Annotated in this window: 21 protein-coding genes; 13 read left to right on the top strand and 8 right to left on the bottom strand. The window is 33.8% G+C overall.

What is annotated here, in order from left to right; translation table 11 throughout:
- Positions 1 to 397 precede the first annotated feature (397 nt).
- From HHX25_RS19200 to HHX25_RS19165, 8 genes are all read right to left on the bottom strand, one after another.
- A complete protein-coding gene (locus tag HHX25_RS19200) occupies positions 398 to 766 on the bottom strand; it encodes a nuclear transport factor 2 family protein (protein WP_169676799.1) in 369 nt (122 codons plus the stop codon).
- Between the two features lie 12 nt (positions 767 to 778).
- Entirely contained in the window at positions 779 to 1,522 is a 744-nt protein-coding gene (locus HHX25_RS19195) for an SDR family NAD(P)-dependent oxidoreductase (protein ID WP_169676797.1), read from the bottom strand.
- Positions 1,523 to 1,527: 5 nt separating this feature from the next.
- Positions 1,528 to 1,722 carry a tautomerase family protein gene (locus HHX25_RS19190; RefSeq protein WP_169676795.1) on the bottom strand — a complete coding sequence of 65 codons (195 nt, stop codon included), beginning with the start codon at positions 1,720 to 1,722 and terminating at the stop codon, positions 1,528 to 1,530.
- A 117-nt stretch (positions 1,723 to 1,839) separates the two neighbouring features.
- Entirely contained in the window at positions 1,840 to 2,403 is a 564-nt protein-coding gene (locus tag HHX25_RS19185; protein WP_169676793.1) for a Crp/Fnr family transcriptional regulator, read from the bottom strand.
- 9 nt (positions 2,404 to 2,412) lie between these two features.
- A complete protein-coding gene (locus HHX25_RS19180; protein WP_169676791.1) occupies positions 2,413 to 2,835 on the bottom strand; it encodes a DUF1330 domain-containing protein in 423 nt (140 codons plus the stop codon).
- Positions 2,836 to 2,851: 16 nt separating this feature from the next.
- Positions 2,852 to 4,672 carry a M1 family metallopeptidase gene (locus tag HHX25_RS19175; RefSeq protein WP_169676789.1) on the bottom strand — a complete coding sequence of 607 codons (1,821 nt, stop codon included), beginning with the start codon at positions 4,670 to 4,672 and terminating at the stop codon, positions 2,852 to 2,854.
- An 86-nt stretch (positions 4,673 to 4,758) separates the two neighbouring features.
- Complete coding sequence (locus HHX25_RS19170) at positions 4,759 to 6,366, bottom strand: S8 family peptidase (RefSeq protein ID WP_169676787.1); 1,608 nt, start codon at positions 6,364 to 6,366, stop codon at positions 4,759 to 4,761.
- Between the two features lie 33 nt (positions 6,367 to 6,399).
- A complete protein-coding gene (locus tag HHX25_RS19165; protein ID WP_169676785.1) occupies positions 6,400 to 7,260 on the bottom strand; it encodes an MBL fold metallo-hydrolase in 861 nt (286 codons plus the stop codon).
- A gap of 133 nt (positions 7,261 to 7,393) precedes the next feature.
- On the opposite strand from HHX25_RS19165, the gene HHX25_RS19160 reads away from it, so the two are divergent.
- The 13 genes from HHX25_RS19160 (at position 7,394) to HHX25_RS19100 (ending at position 20,189) form a co-directional block, all read left to right on the top strand.
- A complete protein-coding gene (locus HHX25_RS19160) occupies positions 7,394 to 7,771 on the top strand; it encodes a hypothetical protein (protein WP_169676783.1) in 378 nt (125 codons plus the stop codon).
- 304 nt (positions 7,772 to 8,075) lie between these two features.
- Entirely contained in the window at positions 8,076 to 10,415 is a 2,340-nt protein-coding gene (locus HHX25_RS19155) for a TonB-dependent receptor (protein ID WP_169676782.1), read from the top strand.
- Positions 10,416 to 10,481: 66 nt separating this feature from the next.
- Positions 10,482 to 11,729 (top strand): PepSY-associated TM helix domain-containing protein, encoded by a 1,248-nt coding sequence (locus tag HHX25_RS19150; protein ID WP_169676780.1) that lies wholly within the window; start codon positions 10,482 to 10,484, stop codon positions 11,727 to 11,729.
- 203 nt (positions 11,730 to 11,932) lie between these two features.
- A complete protein-coding gene (locus HHX25_RS19145) occupies positions 11,933 to 12,181 on the top strand; it encodes a helix-turn-helix domain-containing protein (RefSeq protein ID WP_169676778.1) in 249 nt (82 codons plus the stop codon).
- Positions 12,182 to 12,349: 168 nt separating this feature from the next.
- Entirely contained in the window at positions 12,350 to 12,787 is a 438-nt protein-coding gene (locus HHX25_RS19140; RefSeq protein WP_169676776.1) for a hypothetical protein, read from the top strand.
- Positions 12,788 to 12,995: 208 nt separating this feature from the next.
- Positions 12,996 to 13,427 (top strand): hypothetical protein, encoded by a 432-nt coding sequence (locus tag HHX25_RS19135; RefSeq protein ID WP_169676774.1) that lies wholly within the window; start codon positions 12,996 to 12,998, stop codon positions 13,425 to 13,427.
- Between the two features lie 446 nt (positions 13,428 to 13,873).
- The gene (locus HHX25_RS19130; protein WP_169676772.1) at positions 13,874 to 14,374 is read left to right on the top strand and encodes a GNAT family N-acetyltransferase; all 501 of its coding nucleotides are present in this window, start codon (positions 13,874 to 13,876) and stop codon (positions 14,372 to 14,374) included.
- Positions 14,375 to 14,528: 154 nt separating this feature from the next.
- Complete coding sequence (locus HHX25_RS19125) at positions 14,529 to 15,074, top strand: MOSC domain-containing protein (RefSeq protein WP_169676770.1); 546 nt, start codon at positions 14,529 to 14,531, stop codon at positions 15,072 to 15,074.
- A 168-nt stretch (positions 15,075 to 15,242) separates the two neighbouring features.
- Positions 15,243 to 16,058, top strand: a complete 816-nt coding sequence (locus HHX25_RS19120; RefSeq protein ID WP_169676768.1) for a helix-turn-helix domain-containing protein — start codon at positions 15,243 to 15,245, stop codon at positions 16,056 to 16,058.
- A gap of 75 nt (positions 16,059 to 16,133) precedes the next feature.
- On the top strand, positions 16,134 to 16,628 hold the full coding sequence (locus tag HHX25_RS19115) for a VOC family protein (protein ID WP_169676766.1): 495 nt from the start codon (positions 16,134 to 16,136) through the stop codon (positions 16,626 to 16,628).
- A 320-nt stretch (positions 16,629 to 16,948) separates the two neighbouring features.
- Complete coding sequence (locus HHX25_RS19110) at positions 16,949 to 17,668, top strand: hypothetical protein (RefSeq protein ID WP_169676765.1); 720 nt, start codon at positions 16,949 to 16,951, stop codon at positions 17,666 to 17,668.
- Between the two features lie 199 nt (positions 17,669 to 17,867).
- Complete coding sequence (locus tag HHX25_RS19105) at positions 17,868 to 18,719, top strand: hypothetical protein (RefSeq protein WP_169676763.1); 852 nt, start codon at positions 17,868 to 17,870, stop codon at positions 18,717 to 18,719.
- A gap of 465 nt (positions 18,720 to 19,184) precedes the next feature.
- The gene (locus tag HHX25_RS19100) at positions 19,185 to 20,189 is read left to right on the top strand and encodes a phosphotransferase (RefSeq protein ID WP_169676761.1); all 1,005 of its coding nucleotides are present in this window, start codon (positions 19,185 to 19,187) and stop codon (positions 20,187 to 20,189) included.
- The last annotated feature ends 120 nt before the right edge of the window (positions 20,190 to 20,309 follow it).

Genomic DNA, 20,309 nt, shown 5'->3' with positions numbered 1-20,309 from the left:
GTTTAGGTTTATAAGTAAATTAAAAATACGAAATTTAATTTACTTATAAACCAATAAGAAATCAATTGGTTTGAATCGATTAAAATAAACTTACTATGCAAGATAAGTTATTCATTTTCCAATTAATATAAGCATGGACATCCTCTTACTTTAATACTATCATTATTCTTAGGTATAACAGCCCATATTCGAGAACTCATCTTGACTTTTTCTATTTCCTAAAAAATGGCTGAAATTCACCCATATTTCGTTACTTTTTTTGTCCGTAGCGCTGCTATGAGCTTTAAAAAGTGCCTCATCTGGTTAGATTTCAACTCATTTTCGGTTAAAAACAAAAAGTCAAGATGAGTTCATATTAAAGTATATAGGTTTCTACTTTTTACTTCAATTTCAGCTATCAATTTATGTGTGTAAAGATCTTATTTACGATTTTCCATTCACCTTTAATGTTAGCTAGAGATACATAGTCATAATAATTATAGCCCAGCATGGGTACATGTAATTTTGCCATGGCAATTTTACCCATAACCTCTATGCCTATAATTTTCATTTTTAAAGGTTCGTTTAAATCTTTAGGGCTTTGTCTGTTTTTAACACCTTCAAGGTATTCCGTTACACTTTTTAAATAATCTGTACCATTAATATCTCCGTAGAGATAGGCGTTTTCATGAAAACAGGATTCCAGTTTGGTAACATCTCCATAATAAATCCCCTCAAAGTAATTGGTAATTAAACCTTCGATTTCTTTTGTATGTTCTTTATACATAATTTTTTCTTTTTAAATGGCATGTCCAACGGTATGACCACCTGCCACATTAATCGTTTCTCCTGTTACAAAATTTGATGTTGCTAAGTAATAAGCAGCTTCAGCAATGTCATTGGTCTCTCCAATTCTATTGAGTAAATGGAGTCCAGCCAAACTATCGGCATCTTCAATACCAATTTTTCCTTGCAACGGACTTCTTATAATACCTGGTGCTATGGTATTGACTTTGATATTATTTTTTCCAAACTCTGCTGCCAATTGCTTTGTTAAAGCATGAATAGCTCCTTTGCTTGTTAAAGGTGCAGTTGCAGGAAAGCCATCTATGGCGTGGTCAACTAAAACGGTTCCTATATTTATTATAGAACCATTTCGTTGTTTTATCATGTGAGGAATAACAGCTTGCGACGTAAAATATGTCCCTTTTAAGTTAATATTCCAATAACGATCTAAATCTTTTTCTTCAACATCTAAAAATGGCTTCGGAGAAAACACACCCGCATTGTTGATTAAAACATCTATTGAATTAAATTTTTCTAAAGCCAGAGCAACTAGCTTCTCTCCTGTTCCTTGTTTGCTAATATCTCCGGCTAAATAGGTTGCGTTAAAAGGAGAACCAAGATCTTCGTAGGCCTTTATTAAATTTTCTTCATTTGAAGAATTCATTACCACATTGCTTTTTCGAGCTATAAAATACTTGGCAATTTCCTTACCAATCCCTGTTGATGCCCCTGTAATAATTACTGTTTTATTTTCCATAGTTTTTATTTTTTAGTTCCTAAATATTGTTGTCCGTTTACGCCCCAATTTTCAACTGGGACTTCGTCAATAACAACATGTGTTGTTTTTGGGTTCTTGTGGAGTACATCGACAACAAGTTGTGTAGCACCTGCTATTAATTGTCGTTTTTGTTCTTGGGTTACCTGTTCGTCGGTAACTCTAATGTTAATGTATGGCATAATTTTTTTATTAAATTAATTACCGTACAAAGGTGCTAAGTGGTGGGAACACTACGAAGGAGCTATGTCACTTCTTTAAAGTGATATATATCACATTAGGAAATAAAAATAAAAAGTTTAGGAATTTAATCTACTGAGTGTTTCTCTAGAAACGCCTAGGTAAGCCGCAATCATTTTTTTAGGAACGCGTTGAAAAAGTTTTGGATATTGTTCAAGCAATAGATCATATTGCTCTTTGGTGGAGTTTTTTAGCAATGATAAAATCCTGTTTTGAAGTGCAATGCGGCCTATTTTACTCTTTTTAGCCCAAAAACGTTCCATTTTGTGCATTTGAGATGTTAGTTTATCTCTGTTTTCAAAAGAAATATACAACAACTCACTGTCTTCAATACAGTCGATATAGGTTTTAGATTCAGTTTGTTTTACAAAAGATTCGTAATCTGTAATCCACCAGTTTTCCATGCCAAATTGGAGGATGTGTTCTTTACCGTTATCATCGACAAAATAGCTTTTTAAACATCCTTTTATAATCCAAAACTCTTTATTAACGACTTCCCCTTCTTGAACAATATACTGGTGCTTCCGTTTTTTAATGGGTTTAAAATGACTTAAGACAAATTCAAATTCCTCATCAGTAAGACTGATTATTTCTTCAATATGTTGCCTAAGAGGATGGGTCATTTATATATTTCATATATTAAGTTGAGTAATGGGAAGCAATCTGGAATCCTCTAAAGAAGCCGTTCTATGTCCAGCATATTTTAAATAGGCTTCGTTTTGGGCAAATTCCATAAACTTAGATACAGACGCATGTTCTACTAATAATACCATATCCCATTTTTCGTCTGTTGGGCCAATAACAAAGCTCCCACTTTCACCATAAAACAGCACTTTACTTCCTGCTTTTTCTAAAAAAGGCAATGTATGTGCCATGTAAAATTTGTAGGCTTCTTCCCCCGAAATTTCTTTTTCGGGTGCTATCGCTTTTAATTCGGAATAATCTGCTATTTTTCTAAATTTTAATAAATTGAGCATAACAATTTTTCCCTTTTGATGAAATTTTTGGTAAAATTCCATGCCAGCCTCTTGAGATACTTCAATATATTTTTTCATGTTTTATTACTAAAACCTATTTGGAGTTATTCTTTTTATCCACATCTGCCATCATCCCCTTTGGATCTATTTGAACACTTTTAACAGCCTTGGAGACTTCGAAGGTGTAAATTGGGTATGCCCAGGCCCAATCTGCTTTTAAAGTGGCCGAGGTTGGTTTTTCGCCACGCATCATTTGCAGCGGAATGTAGAAGTCTTCGGTTGTCCCATCTAAATATGTCACAGCGACATCTATAGGCATAGGCATTAAACCGATACGTTCTAAAGTGATGGTTTTATCTTCTATGTTTTTAACACCATAGTCAATACTATTGGTGGTTTGTGCAAAATCCATTAAATACCAATCCAGTTCGAGACCAGAAACTTTTTCGGCAGAACGGATGATACTATTAGGTGTTGGATGTTTGAATGCAAAATCGTTAAAGTATTTCTTGATGGTCTTTTTAAGGTTGTTTTCACCAATAATATAACCCAGTTGCGCCAAAAATACGGCTCCTTTACTGTATGCCGAAATACCGTAAGCCTGATTATAATGATAACGGTCTGCATGCGTAGTAAGCGGTTGTTCTTTTCCAGATTTGGCCAGGTATATATAATTTCCATAAGAACTGGCAAGCGGGTTCTTTTTTTTATGGTTCATGATTTCATTTTCGGCCAATTCACTTATGTAAGTCGTAAAGCCTTCATCCATCCATTCGTGTTTTGCCTCATTGGTAGCCAATAAGAATTGAAACCATGTGTGTGCCATTTCGTGAGCTGTAACACCAACTAAACTCCCATAGCTACGATTTCCGGTAATTAAAGTACACATAGCGTATTCCATACCGCCATCACCCCCTTGTATAACAGAATATTGCTTATAAGGGTATTTGCCAATATGTTTACTAAAATATTGCATAAGCGCTACGGTTTTAGGCTGTAGTTTTTTCCAGCTTTCCTTCTTTTTAGCATCTAAAGTGTTTTTATAGTAGAAGTGTAACAACGGACCATCAGGAACTTGTAGTGTGTCGTGAATATAATCTGGGTCTGCAGCCCAGGTGAAATCGTGTACTTTAGGCGCCTTATAGTGCCACGTTATTTTACCATTACTGGCTGTGGCGTTAGGGTTTTGTAGGTAACCAGTCCCCCCTACTACATAATTTTCATCAATATTTAATTTAACATCAAAGTCTCCCCAAACCCCATGAAACTCACGTCCAATATAAGGGTCAGCGTGCCAGCCTTCAAAATCATATTCAGCTAATTTTGGATACCACTGGGTCATAGATAAAGCCACCCCCTCTTTACTGTTTCTTCCAGAACGGCGTATTTGAACAGGAACTTGTGCATCAAAAACCATTTTAAAAGTAACACGCTCTCCTGGTTGTACGGGTTTAGCGAGGTCTACTTCTAGAACCGTACCAACGGTTTCGTATTTTAAAGCAGTACCGTTTTGTTTTAACGACTTTACTTTTATAAAGCCTATTTCATCAGGTTTTAATTTGCTAATTCTGTCCCCTACCCTTGAGTCTGGATCTGCTATGGTACGCGAGCGTACATCCATTTCGCTACCTGGCTGAAAAGCATTAAAGTATAAATGATAATATACCCGATTTAAAACATCGGGTGAGTTATTGGTATATACTAAGGTTTGATTCCCTTTATATTGATAGGTATTTACATCCATATCAATTTCCATTTTATAGTCTACATGCTGTTGCCAATACGTATTGAATGCTTGCGAAGTTTGGTTAGGTGTTGTTGGTACAGCAGGTGTTTTTTGTGTAGTTATGTTTTTTGAACTGTTACAAGACACGAACAGACTTAAACTTAAAATAGAGAAAAAGAATCGTTTCATAGTATAAGATTAGGTTAAAATAGTCTTATTGAGCGCGGTTGAGATATTAAAGTGTTCTCAACTGCGCTCAAACGGACATTTAAATATTATTTCGACATTTTAGCCGCCATAATTAAGGCATTATATGCATTAACCATTTTTGATGATTTGGATATATCTGCAAAAGGTCTTACATCATTGGTATCTCCACCAACAACCACTTTCGTTTTTACGGCCAAACCAGAATCCATAAGTATTTGTTTTACCTGAGCGGCACTTAATTTTGGGTAATAAGAACGAATTAAAGCAGCAACACCAGCAACGGCAGGAGCTGCCATAGAAGTACCACCTTTGGTGTCGTATTCGTTTTCTGGTGTTGTAGAATATACCTTAGCTCCAGGAGCAAAAACATCTACATTTTGTTTTCCATAGTTAGAAAAACCAGCAATTAATCCAGAACCGTATTTTGGAGCCAAAGCACCAACTCTAATATAAGTATCTGAAACTTCCTGTCCGTTTACGTTATCATCAGGAAAATTAGGCTCGGTATCAACATCTTTACTATCGTTTCCTGCTGCATGCACAAAAAGAACATCATTTTTTCCAGCATAAGCAATGGCATCACGTACCCAGTCACTATGTGGTGAGTAACTTTTACCAAAACTACCGTTTATAATTTTGGCACCATTATCGACGGCATACCTAATAGCAAGGGCAACGTCTTTATCGTATTCATCACCATTTGGTACCGCTCTTATGCTCATAATAGCTACATTATTTGCAACACCATTGGCGCCTTTTCCATTATTGCGTTCTGCAGCAATAATACCTGCTACGTGTGTACCATGGCTTTCACTTTTCTTAACAGGTTTCACATTGCCATTACCATAAGAAGTTGTAGACAGATCATCTGGATTATCGCCATTAACACGTCCTTTAAACGTTTTATTTAGGTTATAGTTTAATCTGTCATTGATGCTTTCCAGGCCATTTGAGATTTCTTTTTTAGCCTCAGCCAGAGAATCCATGCCATTACTGTACATGTATTTGGCTACCTGTATGGCTTGTTTAAGTGTAGGATTTTCAGTTTTAATAGCGTTAACTTCTGCTTTGGTATAATCTTTCTTTCCTAAATGTTCGGAGAGGGTCGCATCGGCAGATTTTATTTGCTGAAAAATCTGCTCGTAATTTGTTTTATAACCTGTATATTTTTGATATTCTTTATCGTACTCGCTTAAAGCTCTACTATAATCAGGGTTGCTAGTATCCCCTTTGGCTAGAATTCTAACAAACTCTAATTGCTCATCATAACCATCTCCTAAAAAATTCCATCCGTGGATATCATCTATATACCCATTGTTATCATCATCCTTTCCATTGTTTGGCTTTTCTTTTGTATTGGTCCATAACACATCATTTAAATCTTCGTGGTCAATATCAATTCCAGAATCTATAACAGCTACGATAACTTTTTTACCTTTTTTGTTTTTAATGATTTCTGCATAAGCTTTATCGACACTCATTCCTGGAATGGTATCTTTTACCAAATCCAAATGCCCCCAATTGTGCTTTTCTGCTTCAGTAAGTTCTGAAACTTTTAATGGTGTGTTATCTATATTTTCAACAGGTGTTGATAGTATTTCTGCGGTGCCACCACATCCAGAAAGAAGTATAGCTGCAAAGGCAGAAGTTGTTATAGTTTTAAATGTTCTCATGTTATAGTTTTAATTTTAGTCTTAAATTATTATTTAGTTGAATATATCTTGAGAGGAATATATGTTCTTTAGTCTCACACCTTTTTCTGTTTTTTGTACGGTGATAATTTCATTATAGGCATCGTGCTCTAAAAACAAATAGTAATTGTTATCGGCTGCGATGTTAAGAAATTTTTCTTTTTCGTTAAGAGACAACAGGGGCCTGGTGTCGTAACCCATAATAAAAGGAAGCGGTAAATGCCCGACAGTAGGTAGCAAGTCGGCCATAAAAGCAATCGTTTTATCTTTATATTTAATAAGCGGAATCATTTGCTTATCGGTGTGGCCGTTGGCGAAAAAGATATCGAAACCAAGTTCGGAATTTTTAAGCAAATCGTCTTGCGGAAGCGATGTAAATTTTAACTGTCCGCTTTCTTCAATAGGGATAATATTTTCTCTTAAAAAGGAGGCCTTTTCACGTCTGTTAGGCTGGGTTGCCCAAAGCCAGTGGTCTTTATTGCTCCAAAAATGCGCATTTTTAAAAGCAGGCTCATATCCTGTTTTATCCTTATTCCATTGAATACTACCACCACAATGATCAAAATGTAAATGGGTTAAAAAAACATCGGTAATATCGTCGGGATGAAATCCATATTTTTTAAGAGAACCCTCTAAAGTATGGTCTCCCCAAAGATGGTAATAACCAAAAAACTTTTTCGATTGTTTATTGCCCATACCATTGTCTATTAAAATGAGCCTATTGCCATCTTCAATAAGCAAACAACGTGTAGTAAGCTCTATCATATTATTAGCATCGGCAGGGTTTGTTTTTTGCCATAACGATTTGGGTACCACACCAAACATGGCACCACCATCAAGCTTAAGGTTTCCGGCGGTAATGGGAAATAAGTTCATAGACAGTAAAATTAAACAAATCGCAACAAAAACAGGTATTTGTTAAGGATTTATTAAGAAAATTTCAAGAAATAATTTATGCAAGAAAAAGTTTTGTATTAATTTTGTGCCGCAAATTTAATGCCTCTATTAATTGAAATTATATCCATTTATTTTATTTTTCGCTTTCGCTTTAAGACCCGCGTATAATATTGGATATGTTGCATATTACCATTTAAACATAGATTATATTATTGAAAATTACTGTGTTAATAAAGAAAAGCCAGAGCTACAGTGTAATGGTAAGTGCCATTTGGCAAATCAATTAACAGTAAGTAGTCCTGCTGAAGACACAGGAGATACCTCATTTTTAGATTCGATATTCGAAGCTTTTGTTCCTGTTTATTTTCATAAAAACACATCTTGCGTTTATTTGGAGCAACCGGTTGTTTCAATTAAAAACAATTGGAATTACTACCATACATTCACTAATCTGGTCAAGGATATTTTAATCCCACCACCTCAAGTTTAATACTTTTTTTAGGATTTAATAGAATGAGCTTGTTTAAAAAGTAGACACGATGTCGCATTGAGCCCTTCAACTGGTCTTAGGGCAGATTTTGTTGAAATGTTTTTACAAAAAGATATTCAATATCGGTTTCAATAAAGCCTTTCAGAGTGCAGATAATGTGCTTAATAAACAAGTCGGTTTGCTTACACATTGTTGAGTACCACCAATCTATTCCACAAATTAAATTCCGTTACATATAGCTCACATGATATTATTGATTATGTGTTGGTTGTATCTAATACTTAAATAGTAATTAATACTACAAATGAAAAACATATTAGTACTTGCTGCTTTGTTTGCAAGTTTATGCGTGTATGCGCAAAACAAATACAACGGAAAAGTTGTAGATGTCAACAATCAACCCTTGGCACAAGCCACCATACAGTCTCAAATTAATTTACAGAATGCCGTTGTTGCAGACAGTAATGGCGAATTTTCAATTTTTTTAGAAGAAGATGCTTCTGTTATTATAAAGTTTATAGGCTATAAAACAGTTAGCAAAACCCTTTTAAGAGGCAATAACATTATTGTTCTTGTTTACGATGATGAAGCTTTAGATGAAGTTGTTATTTCGGCAAGCCGGGAAACTCAAAAACGAAAAGAAGTCCCGGCTTCTATTTCGGTAATATCATCTAAAGATATCACAGAAACCAAAGCTTTGGGTATCGACCAACTGGTTAACGATGTTCCAGGGGTTTTAATGTCTACTTCTAGAGTAGCCAGTAACGAGCAACATTTTATGTCTGTTCGTTCTCCCATATCTACCAAATCGTTGTTTTTATATGTTGAAGATGGTCTGCCCATTCGTCCCACGGCCGTTTTTAACCACAATGCACTTTTAGAAATGAACGATGTTGCCTTTGATCGTTTAGAGGTTTTAAAAGGCCCGGCATCCAGTATTTATGGAAGTGAAGCCGTTGGAGGCAGTTTTAATTTTATTACTAAAAATCCAACTAGAGATTTTACGGGATATGCAGGGTTTCAAATAAACGATATGGGCTTAACGCGCTATGAAATGGAACTGTCTAAATACGCTGGCGAGCATGTTGGTTTTTATATTGGCGTACAGTCTGTACAGCGAAAAGATGGCCCTGTACAATATAGCGATTACGAAAAATTTGTATTAACATTTAAAAATGTAAACCATATATCCCCAACGGTAAATTGGACCAATGTTTTTGATATTATCGATTACCGATCGGACATGACAGGCTCTTTAAGTGAGTCTGACTATTCTGGAGGGAATTACGAGAGCGATCAAACCTTTACAAAACGAGCGGCTTTTTCTTTTAGGTTTAGAAGTACGCTGGATAAAATCTGGAATGCTAAAAATAAAACAGCTTTTAATTTTGTTTTTAGAAAAAACGATATGGGGCAAACCCCATCGTATCGTATCAGGCAGTTTAGAAATAGCGGACAGCTAACAGGTTTTGGTCGTGGAGAAATTAATGAAAATTCATTTTCAAGTGTTGTCGGTCTGGTACAGCATAAAATAAATTTTGATTTTGCAAATTCGGCATTAATTATCGGGTCTTCGCTAGATTATTCGCCACAGGATTATGTAGCCGAAACCATAGCGGTAACTGTCGATACAGCTACGGGACAAAACATAGGATACACATTAAACGCAGGCGATTTTATTCTTAACTACGATGCCAGTATTTTAAATTATGCAGGATATTTTCAATATGAAATAAACCCGATTAAAAAATTAAAAGTAACAGCATCCTTAAGATACGACGGCTTCGAGTATGACTATAATAACCTGGTTGATGGAATTGCAGGCCCTAAAGATTCTAAAAACAGTTATAACAATGTCTCTCCTAAGTTTGGAGCGAATTATAACCTGTCTGAAAAATTAGGATTGTATGCTAATTATTCCAACGGGTTTACACCGCCACAAACATCCACTCTATACCGTAATAGTTTTGTCGGGGTTGGTGGTGATGTGTTTGATTTAAAACCGAGCAGCTACGATAATTTTGAGCTGGGAACCTATTTTAGGTTATCGAATACATTAAAAGCAGATGTAGCGCTCTATCTTTTAGAAGGCAAGAATACGCTTATTACCTTGCGTGATGCAAATGATGAGTTTTTTAATGCGAATGCAGGAAAAACACGTTCGTACGGTATAGAATATGGTATTAAATATAACCCGATCGATGAACTAACAATAAGCCATAACGGAAGTTTTGCAAAACATAGATACGTCGATTTTTTCGATAGAGGCGTCGATTATTCTAATACCGATAGAGAAACAGCCCCGAAACTTTTAGGAACCTCTAAGATTACTTATAAACCACATGCCGTTAAAGGGCTTTTACTAAATGTAACACACGAATTAGTTGGTAAATACAACACCAGTTTTGTAGGACAGGTAGATAATGGTGATGGTACTTTTAGTACAGCGGTTTACGATGGCCATAATGTATTTAACGCTTTGGTTTCTTATAACATGAAACATTTTGAGGTTTGGGCGCATGCACTAAACATTTTTGACGAGCTATATGCTGCCAGAGCAAGTTACAATAGGTTTAGAGGAGAGAACAGTTATACCTTTGGAAACCCTAGGGCTTTCCATTTTGGCGTGAAATATAAATTTTAACCAATAAAAAGAGGGTGTTTAATGAATGGGGCACCTTAAACATCCTCTTTAAATTCATTTAAACCCATGTTTAAAAAAGATCATAAATTAAACCAATGGCTTTGGAAATGGCACTTTATTGCGGGGCTTATTTCTTTACCAATAGTTATAATTCTTGCTATTACAGGAGGCATCTATTTGTTTAAAGACACTTACGAAGCACCTAGGCAAGCTCATATAAAAATGGTTGAGGTTGAAGGAAAAGCTATGTCGTACCAAGCGCAATGGCAATTAGTAAAACCATCATTACATAAAGCACCCAATACCATGGTGATTCCAACCAAAGCCAATCAAGCAACGGCCTTTACATCGGGTATGTTTAGCCATAAAAACAGTGTATTTGTAAACCCATATAAAGGTGAGGTTACGGGACATATCAACCCTAAAGATTCCAATATGTATACCGTTAGAAAGCTGCACGGTGAGCTGCTACTGGGCAAGTTTGGTACTAAAATCGTAGAACTTGTTGCCAGTTGGCTTTTTGTATTAATTATTACAGGTATTTATGTGTTTTGGCCAGGTAAAAAGGAGGGCATAAAAGGGTTTTTTAAAATTCGTTTTAATCAGGGAAAGCGCATCCTTTTTAGAGATTTGCATACCGTTATCGGGTTTTGGATTTCTATTTTGTTACTCATGACTTTGGCAGGCGGCATGCCGTGGACCGATGTATTTGGCGATAGTTTTAAATGGGTACAAAAGGCTACCAATACGGGTTTTCCTAAAACATGGCATGCCAGGGGGTTAAAATCGAACGTAGCGGGCGAGGCTATTTCTTTAGATGATATGGTGGCACTAGCAAAATCCATGAACCTGAAGGGCGAGGTAAGCATCGGTTTGCCAAAAGACGAAAAAGGGGTATACAGTATTTATAACACGACTTTCGATTTGGATGCCCAAAAACGGTTTCATTTCGACCAGTATTCGGGCAAACAACTGGTAAACCATAACTGGGAGGATGTTGGTGTTTTAATGCGGGGCCGTATGTGGTTTATGGCTTTTCATCAGGGGCAATTTGGCACCTGGAATTGGGTTGTAATGATATGTGTGGCCGTTTTACTGGCTTTCATGTCTATAGCCGCATTAATATCGTATATAAAGCGCAAACCCACTAAAAAATGGGGCACACCAAAAGTACCCACTCGGTTTAAAGCAGGATATGGCGTTATAGCCTTAATTGTTTTGCTTGGGATAGTGTTTCCGTTGTTTGGGGCAAGTGTCCTTATTATTGTATTAGTTGAGTATTTTAGGAACAGGAAAAAACAAATAGGGGTTTAAATATCTGGTTAAATAGGCATAAGCGCTTTCTTTTGTTGTCGTCAAGCCAGCTCAACAGGGAGCTTTTTTATTAAAAGCAATTGCTTCTAATATTTTTATACGAAGAATTGCAAATATATGTATTAAGCTACAAATATAATGAAATTATTGTTTGTCATCCAAACGGATGACAATATTTATTTTTATAAAGTGAAAATTGCAGTATGTCTAAGTTGAAACCAGAAGATATTGCTTTTAATAAAAAAGTTGCCTTAAGAATAAAGGAATTAAGGATGAAGAATAACCCTAGTCAATCAAAATTTGCAGAAAAGCATTTTATAGATAGGCAAATGGTTAGTCGTTGGGAAAATATCAATGACAGAAGAGGTGTTTCAATTCATACAGTTAATCGGTTTTGCAAAATGATTAATATTTCATTAAAAGAGTTTTTTGATACCGATACTTTTTTATAAAAAATTGAATCCAAGAGTAAGCCAGATAAACTAAGCATCCGTAAATAATTTTAAATCCATTAAAAACCCTTTGGATTTGTGAAAATATAATAGATATATGTGTACTGGTACATATATTCCATCGTTGCCAGTAATACCTAAAAAGTAAATCTGAACTAAATTAACTGAATGGAATTTTCAAAAGACTATAAAGAACTTGGAGAAATAATCGTGAAAAAGTTACGCGATGAAAACTTTAAATATTATACCAAAAAGAGAGATTTTGGAAAATCTATGACAGCAAATGAATACTCTGAATTGCCAAGAAATCCTAATTTAGCGTCTGACATACAACAACTGAAAGACGAACGATTTGAGTTTTTTAACGGAATGAATGATAGGCAAACGGAAATTTTAAACCGACTTATTCTAAATATTTTGGACTCAACCGCATTTAATTTCTTAAGAGAAATTGAAGAGAATCTAAATGACAACGAAAATATCGGATTAACTATAAACGGACAAAAAGTTGAGAATATAACGACCGAATTATTATCTGGAACTTTGTTTGGAGAGTACTTTTTATGGGTTGAAAAGAATAGCGAATTTGGAGAGTTTCAGCAATAATAAAAAATGTACTACACACAACAAAATGTCCTAATGAAAAGCACTAGCCCAGTTCTTCAAAGCTACTACCCGTATACAGACCATTCCCTGTAATTACTAATCAGTTCCGAATAGCGACTCTAACAGTTTTTTCACGGAAAACAGTGTAATACAAATATTATTCTATAATTACGTTTGCTATAAAAGTTAAACACAATAAAATATATTAATGAAAAAAGCAGTAATATTTACAATAGTATTTTTTACATCATTGTGTATTCGTTCTCAAGAATTTACGAAAAAAGTTCAGTTAAAAAAGGGACAAGCGAAATTTGGAAAAGCATTTGTACTGTCTATGGATGAAATTTTAACAATTGGTAATAAAGATGATTTAATAGAAGTAGAAATTACTGATTGGATAGAAGAATGGGGATACGATGCGCCCCCTGAAGATCCAAACAGGAATTATTTTTCTGATGTACAATATACTTTAAAAGTGAAAGTAGGAGATGTTATAAAAAAAATATCGATTTCTAGTTCTTTGCTGGAATTGAAGGGTCGTTTTTCTATTGACTTAACGGATTATAATATCATAATTCTATCAGATAATTATCAAAGGGATTTATCTTCAATTGAGATGATAATTAATAAAAAAGAATGAATTACAGTAGATCAACAAGATCTACAAAGAAAATTAATAAATGCATCGTGAATTAAATTTGAAATATGTCGTTTGACGAACTTTTGAGAAAATGGATAGAATAAAAGAGTTGAAAAAAGAAATAAAGCGAATAAAAACTACCCACAACAAAGTATCCTAAGAAAAGCACTAGACCAGTGCTTCAAAGTTAATATTTATTTTTTTAATTATCTCATAATGGTTGTTTTGAAGTCTTTAATTGTTGATGATCCTTCGGAATTACCAACAATTAAACACTATATAACTTGCTCGGCATCTTATATGTGATCAACTCAAATTCTTGGTCGTCACTCTGAAATTAGGAGCGAATAAAAAACACTAAGCACAACAATTTGTATATTGCATATGCCGCCTTCGGCAGGCAAACGCAACATACAAGAGACGTTGGCAAACATTTTAACAGACTTATGATCGAAATTAAGAAAGCTGATAATACAACTGATTTTAAAATCATCGAAAAATTGGCAAAAGAAATTTTACATGAAGTTTATGACCCAATAATTCCAGCTGAGCATACCGATTATTTCTTAACGAAATTTCAATCAGTTAATGCAATTGAAAATCAAATTAAGAATGAAAATTTCAGCTACTTTCTCTTAAATTATGACACTAAAAATGCTGGTTATTTAGGGATTCAAAAGATGATTAAAAAACTGATTTTGAGCAAACTATATATTTTAAAATCATTTCGTGGGATAAAAATCGGAAAAACTGCGTTAAGATATGTAAACAGATTTGCAATGGAAAACGGAATTGAAAGAATTGAATTAATTGTTAATCGTCAAAATCAGAATACAATTAACATTTACCTGAAAAATGAATTTAAAATAGTAGAATCTATTATAAACTCATTTCCCAATGGATATTCTATTGAGGATTATAAAATGGAAAAAAATGTTAGTAACTGAATAAAAATGATTTGCCAACACCGTATAATTAATGCTGCGTTCCTACTTCAATTAAAATGTATATATTTAAAAAACGATTTGATGCTTCTGAAAATCCTACGGATTCTAAGTCGCACAAATCATACGCAAACACGTTAGCCACAAGCTAAAAAAAATGAACAAAGCAATTGTAAAATCAGTAAGTAAAAGTAGTTCTCATACTTTTAGTAAATACAATTGCGAAAAAATATTACTACTTAAAGGATTAGGCGTAGATGGCGATGCACATTTGGGAAAAACGGTTAAGCATCGTTCAAGAGTCGCGCATGACCCAACTCAACCGAACTTAAGACAAGTTCATTTAATTCATTCCGAACTTTTTGATGAATTAAAAGAAAAAGGATTTGACATACAAGATGGACAAATTGGTGAAAACATAACCACTAAAGGGATAGAGTTACTTAAACTTCCAAAGGATGCAGTATTAAGTATAGGAGAGAAAGCCAAAATAATGATTACTGGATTAAGAAATCCTTGCAAACAACTCGATTCTCTTAAGCAAGGATTAATGAAAGCCGTTTTGGATAAGGATGAAAATGGAAATCTAATAAGAAAAGCAGGAATTATGGGAATCGTTTTGGAAGGAGGGGCAGTGAAAATTGGCGATGAAATCAAAGTTGAATTACCTAAAAAGCCTTATGTGAAATTAGATAGAGTATAAAAAGCCAGTGGCTAACATTGTATAAAATAATGCTTAGTTTTATACTTAATTAAGAGTTAGTGCGTATTTGGTCACACCGATTTTCCTACGGAAAATCCTCGGACACAAAACCGCATTATTCTTATATGAACAGTTGCCAGTAATACTCAGAAAAACCACCGAACAATAATGGACTACCAAACATACGAACCACATATTGACTTAAAATCACTTGTTAGTTGCTATTGGACTTTGGAAGTGCCTAAACAGTCTGAACCGCAAAAACAACGAATAGTGCCTGATGGCTGTATTGAAATGGCGTTTATTCTCGGAGATGACATAAAACGCTACACATCCGAAAATGAATTTATACTTCAACCCCGTGAAATGGTACTCGGACAAACAATTGAGCCTTTTTACATTGAGCCAACAGGATTTGTTAAAACATTTGCTATCCGATTTTATCCTTATGGGTTTGCCAATTTTGTTACCGAACCAATCAATAATTTGGTAAACACAGAAACACCCATAGACCAGCTTTTTGGAGTAGAAAACGCAGATGATTTGAAACAAAAAATCGTAAAAGCCGAAAATACGGAACAACGGATAAGCATCGTCGAAGAATTTCTTTTGGAAAGGCTTAATGACGAAAAGACGATTAATAGAATTGTAAAAAATACGGTTGATTCCCTTCTATCCACAAATGGAAGTGTCTCTATAAATTCAATCCTTAAAGATGACTTGTCGAAACGAAGACAACTCGAAAGAAACTTCAAAAAGCAAATTGGAGTAAGTCCTAAACAATTAGGAAAGGTAATTCGCTTACAAACCGCTTTAAAGATGTTGCTCGACCCAAAGTCAGAAAACCTGACCGATATTGCCTATAAAAGTGAATATTTTGACCAAGCACACTTCATAAAAGACTTTAAAGAATTTACGGGAATAAATCCCAAAGAGTTTCTTACTCACGAAAACTTGGCCCTCTCTGCCCTTTTTTACAAATAGTTTAAGAGTGTCGCATTTTTACAATTTCAAGCGATTTTCTACAGCTAATTTTGTCCTGTAAATCACAAACGGAAAATGAAAGACACTACACTTATCACAATTATTGCCTTGACCTTTGGCATTTTATCCTGTAAAAACAAAGGGACTTCTACTTCTAAATTAAATCCTACTAAAGAAACAAGAATTAAAAACGATAATAATATGAACAGTTTTATATCAATATTTGAGATTCCAGCAACGGATATCTCACGAGCTATTAACTTTTACAAAGAAATTTTAGGAGTAGAAATTGAAAGATTAGATTTCCCAGGAATGGAAATGGGACTATTTCCATACCAAGACCAAATGGTAACAGGAGTAATAATGAAGGGAGAAGGTTACGAACCTTCTGCTAGCGGAGTTACTATTTACCTAAATGGAGGAGATAATTTGCAAACTATTCTTGATAAAGTAGAAGCAAATGGCGGTAAAATAATTATTCCTAAAACACCTCACGCAGACGAGAGTGGTTATTTTTCTATATTTCACGACTCAGAGGGAAATAAAATCGGACTTCATTCACCGAATTAAAAAAAGCGAACCCCACAGGTGCCAGTTTGCAACGGGTACCACTTAAGAGTAAGCCCTACTAATACGTTAAGTACCCGTAAATAATTTCAAAATGAATTAACCCCCTGCCCGCTGGACGGAAGAGGAAAAACCAATAATTACCTCCGTACTTTAATTAAAATCCCCAGGGGGCTTAAAATGTAACCCTTAAAGAATTATTGGGCTTCAAATTAGAAAAGGATAATTTTAAATCCATTAAAAATCCTTTAGATTTGTGAAAATATAATGGACATAAATGTTCTGGCACATATATTACATTGTTGTATCTCATTTCAAAAAAATTGATTTCAAAAAACTGGTTTAAAAACATAATGCTAAATAAAAATGACACGAGAGAATCTCTAAACTCTAGAGTTAAAAAAAGACATAAAAAATGGCATAGTGAAATTAGAACCTTGCTTGAGCTACCACTTGATTTTCAAAATGAAATTAGTTGTGATTTTGATGTACTTTTTGACTTTTGGGAGATCCCCAAAAAAGATTTAGCTAATGTCTTCTCTGAAGTTAATGGGATTGAGGAAATAATGGATGAAATCATTGCTTTTAAAAAGAGTAAAATTCTAAAAAATAAAGAGTTTGTTGATTTTAAAGAGCTTGCTGTTTCAAATATCAGAAAAACAATCGATAGACTTTCTGATCATATTGATACAAGTTCTTTATATAAAATACCTATTAAAATTGAGAATGGAGATTTTCATACTGACTATAAAAAAGTCGGATTTTTAATTGATATCACGGAAAGTTATAGTGATATTCTTTATGATGAAATCCTACAAAAAGGAAATGAATTAAAATATAGCTTAGCTTTATTCTTGAGCGAACCAATTTATAGGTTATCGACATCATACTTTCCTGTTCACTACTTTCAATGGAAACTAATAGGACAAAATGACAACTTAAATCCATACAAATATCTGTTTGAACTACTTAAGGATTATGGTTCTGATGTTTTTATCTGCGAAGAAGAAATTAAAATTTATACTAATAACTATTTTGAATAAAAAAAGGTACAACACTGTATAAAAGCATAGGGCGATTTAAAGGTTTATTAATAGTTTGGGATTTTTTGCGGGATCGCCAAATATAAAATTTGGCATTAACGGTTAAGAAGATAAATATTTATATTTGACTTAGCATAGATTCGAAATGCAATGCCAATCGACAGCCTGATATTTCTTATACTCACCGTTAAAGCACATTATGAAATACAATTTGTTAATATTAATAATCATTTATTTTACAACTCATTTACATAGTCAAACCTTTTTATTAATTAAAGGCATGGATATTTGTATTAGAGATGCGCCTGTAAATGGCTCGGTAATTATGAAACTTAATGAGGGCTACAGGTGTGAAATAGTTAAAAAGGGAGCTGAAGGAAAAATAAGTGGTGACAATGATCTCTGGTATCAAATAAGTTTCAATGAAAGGCTAGGTTGGGTTTTTGGATCTCAAACATCTGTAAAATCTAAGCCTTCTCAAACTAACATAACTTTTCTAGAATCGTTTAAGGAGTTTATTTATCTTTTAAAATCTGATTTAACCAAAGCTAACAAATTCGTTCACCCAGAATATCAATTTCGAAATGTTGAAGAAGGCAATGGGACATACAACTATTGCAATAATAATTCGTCTATTGATAGTCTTTTTCAAAGAGCTAATTATCAAGGGTTTATTTCAGAGTTGTCAAATTCAGAGAATTTTCCAATCATATATGGGAATTGGAGGGAAATGGGAACAGAGAAAAAGGGTATTTATATAAATAGTGATAATATTAGTGGTCATTGCTATGGTATACAAGAAATACATTTGAACGTGTTAAAGAATGAATTGGAATATTTGGATGATGACAATGTAAAAAGTGAAAATGAGCGAAAACAAGAAAATGAATCTATTAATAAGGAGCTAAAAAAATATAAAGCACTCTTAGATATTGAGAAACGCCTTAAACAAGAAGTTAGAGTAGTAACAGATAAAAGTTTAATGACATTCTATTTTCTTCAAGAAAAGAGCAAATGGTATTTAGTAGAGATTAATCCATTTTATTTCTGAATATAACTGCTTGTATTTTGATATCACATTTTCTAGGGCAGTGTAAATTGAATTCTATCTATCTTTGGTTTTTATCTGTTCTTCATTTTAAATCGAGACTTAGAGGGAAGTTTTAAATATGCTCAGAATTTTTCTAAAAATGATAAAACGTGCTGTAATAACCTATATGAAGTCATGGTAGGGTTTGAGCTTGATATTTGTAATGGCGCATACTTTTTATATCTTTTAAAAAAATTATAAAATATGCTCCCGCTGGTGCCAGTTTACAATTGGTACCGCCCAAGGCTAGCCACAACTAGTACGTTAAGCATCCGTAAATAATTTCAAATGAATTAACCCCCGCCAGCAGGATCAAGAGGAAAAACCCTTAGCTTTGGGCAAATAAACTAAACATAACATTCAATATGGTATTTGCTAACCTATGGGATAGCACAATACATACCTTTACGTTCACAATTAGAAAATATGACAGTATTTCCAGTTACAGCAAGTACAATTTCAGAAAAAGAATTAGGCGAATTTGTAAAAGACAGATACGAACTGGATAAGAATTACGATTGTAAATTATTTAGAACAGGAATGAATCATACCTATTTTCTTTCGGACAACGAAACGAAATATGTTTTGAGAGTTTACAGTCATAATTGGAGGTTAAAATCTGAAATTAATGAAGAAATAGAACTTTTAAATTTATTAAGTAAAAATAATTTAAGTGTTTCTTTTCCAATTAAAGATAGAAATGGAGAATTTATCCAAGAAATAAATGCACCAGAAGGAATTAGATATGTCGTGGTTTTTTCATTTGCAAAAGGTGGAAAAATTAGATTTATGAATAAAGAAACTTGTTATGAAATAGGTTCTTTAATGGCAAAAATCCATAAACTTACTTTAAATAAAAAGATTGACCGGATTTGCTATAGTAAAAAATCACTTTTAGAACAGCCTTACGAATACTTAAAACAATTCTTTTCTGAAAAACTATCGGAAATGAAATTCATAAAAGAGATTGGAGAGACTTTTCAAAATTCAGATTTTGATAACATTCAATATGGAGTTGTTCATATGGATATTTGGTATGATAATATGGCAATTACAAATGAAAATGAAATTACGATTTTCGACTTTGACTTTTGTGGAAATGGATGGCAGATTTTGGATGTTGCATATTTTTGCAAACAATTATTTTTTATAGAATCAGACAAAAAACAATACGAATTGAAAGTTCAGAATTTTTTAAAGGGCTATCAAAAAATCAAAGAATTATCAGATAAGGAGCTTAAATTAATCCCAAAAGCAGGAGCTTCTGTTTTTGTATTTTATCTTGGAGTACAAGCACAGAGGTTTGATTGGTCTAATATATTCTTGACTGAAAACTATTTAAAAATGTTTGTTGGTAGAATAAAATCTTGGATTGATTATTATGAAACTCCCACTGGCACCAGTATTTCAACTGGTATCGTCCAAGAGTAAGCCCTAAAACACGTTAAGCACCCGTAAATTATCTCATATAGATTTGGTAAAAGTTACCAGTTTACCCTGTACTCCAAACAAGTGCTTTTAAATTCAAGGAAGTTCAGTATTGCTCCTTTA

This window comes from Flavivirga algicola (assembly GCF_012910715.1).
In the GTDB taxonomy this organism is placed as follows: Bacteria; Bacteroidota; Bacteroidia; order Flavobacteriales; family Flavobacteriaceae; genus Flavivirga; species Flavivirga algicola.
The sequence above is the reverse complement of the archived record's forward strand: the minus strand, read 5'-3'. Positions and strand labels throughout refer to the sequence as shown.

What these genes read in the sequence shown, in the direction of transcription:
- HHX25_RS19200 (WP_169676799.1), bottom strand. Translation starts at nt 766, where the DNA reads ATGTATAAAGAACATACAAAAGAAATCGAAGGTTTAATTACCAATTAC.
- HHX25_RS19195 (WP_169676797.1), bottom strand. Translation starts at nt 1,522, where the DNA reads ATGGAAAATAAAACAGTAATTATTACAGGGGCATCAACAGGGATTGGT.
- HHX25_RS19190 (WP_169676795.1), bottom strand. Translation starts at nt 1,722, where the DNA reads ATGCCATACATTAACATTAGAGTTACCGACGAACAGGTAACCCAAGAA.
- HHX25_RS19185 (WP_169676793.1), bottom strand. Translation starts at nt 2,403, where the DNA reads ATGACCCATCCTCTTAGGCAACATATTGAAGAAATAATCAGTCTTACT.
- HHX25_RS19180 (WP_169676791.1), bottom strand. Translation starts at nt 2,835, where the DNA reads ATGAAAAAATATATTGAAGTATCTCAAGAGGCTGGCATGGAATTTTAC.
- HHX25_RS19175 (WP_169676789.1), bottom strand. Translation starts at nt 4,672, where the DNA reads ATGAAACGATTCTTTTTCTCTATTTTAAGTTTAAGTCTGTTCGTGTCT.
- HHX25_RS19170 (WP_169676787.1), bottom strand. Translation starts at nt 6,366, where the DNA reads ATGAGAACATTTAAAACTATAACAACTTCTGCCTTTGCAGCTATACTT.
- HHX25_RS19165 (WP_169676785.1), bottom strand. Translation starts at nt 7,260, where the DNA reads ATGAACTTATTTCCCATTACCGCCGGAAACCTTAAGCTTGATGGTGGT.
- HHX25_RS19155 (WP_169676782.1), top strand. Translation starts at nt 8,076, where the DNA reads ATGAAAAACATATTAGTACTTGCTGCTTTGTTTGCAAGTTTATGCGTG.
- HHX25_RS19150 (WP_169676780.1), top strand. Translation starts at nt 10,482, where the DNA reads ATGTTTAAAAAAGATCATAAATTAAACCAATGGCTTTGGAAATGGCAC.
- HHX25_RS19145 (WP_169676778.1), top strand. Translation starts at nt 11,933, where the DNA reads ATGTCTAAGTTGAAACCAGAAGATATTGCTTTTAATAAAAAAGTTGCC.
- HHX25_RS19140 (WP_169676776.1), top strand. Translation starts at nt 12,350, where the DNA reads ATGGAATTTTCAAAAGACTATAAAGAACTTGGAGAAATAATCGTGAAA.
- HHX25_RS19135 (WP_169676774.1), top strand. Translation starts at nt 12,996, where the DNA reads ATGAAAAAAGCAGTAATATTTACAATAGTATTTTTTACATCATTGTGT.
- HHX25_RS19130 (WP_169676772.1), top strand. Translation starts at nt 13,874, where the DNA reads ATGATCGAAATTAAGAAAGCTGATAATACAACTGATTTTAAAATCATC.
- HHX25_RS19125 (WP_169676770.1), top strand. Translation starts at nt 14,529, where the DNA reads ATGAACAAAGCAATTGTAAAATCAGTAAGTAAAAGTAGTTCTCATACT.
- HHX25_RS19120 (WP_169676768.1), top strand. Translation starts at nt 15,243, where the DNA reads ATGGACTACCAAACATACGAACCACATATTGACTTAAAATCACTTGTT.
- HHX25_RS19115 (WP_169676766.1), top strand. Translation starts at nt 16,134, where the DNA reads ATGAAAGACACTACACTTATCACAATTATTGCCTTGACCTTTGGCATT.
- HHX25_RS19105 (WP_169676763.1), top strand. Translation starts at nt 17,868, where the DNA reads ATGAAATACAATTTGTTAATATTAATAATCATTTATTTTACAACTCAT.
- HHX25_RS19100 (WP_169676761.1), top strand. Translation starts at nt 19,185, where the DNA reads ATGACAGTATTTCCAGTTACAGCAAGTACAATTTCAGAAAAAGAATTA.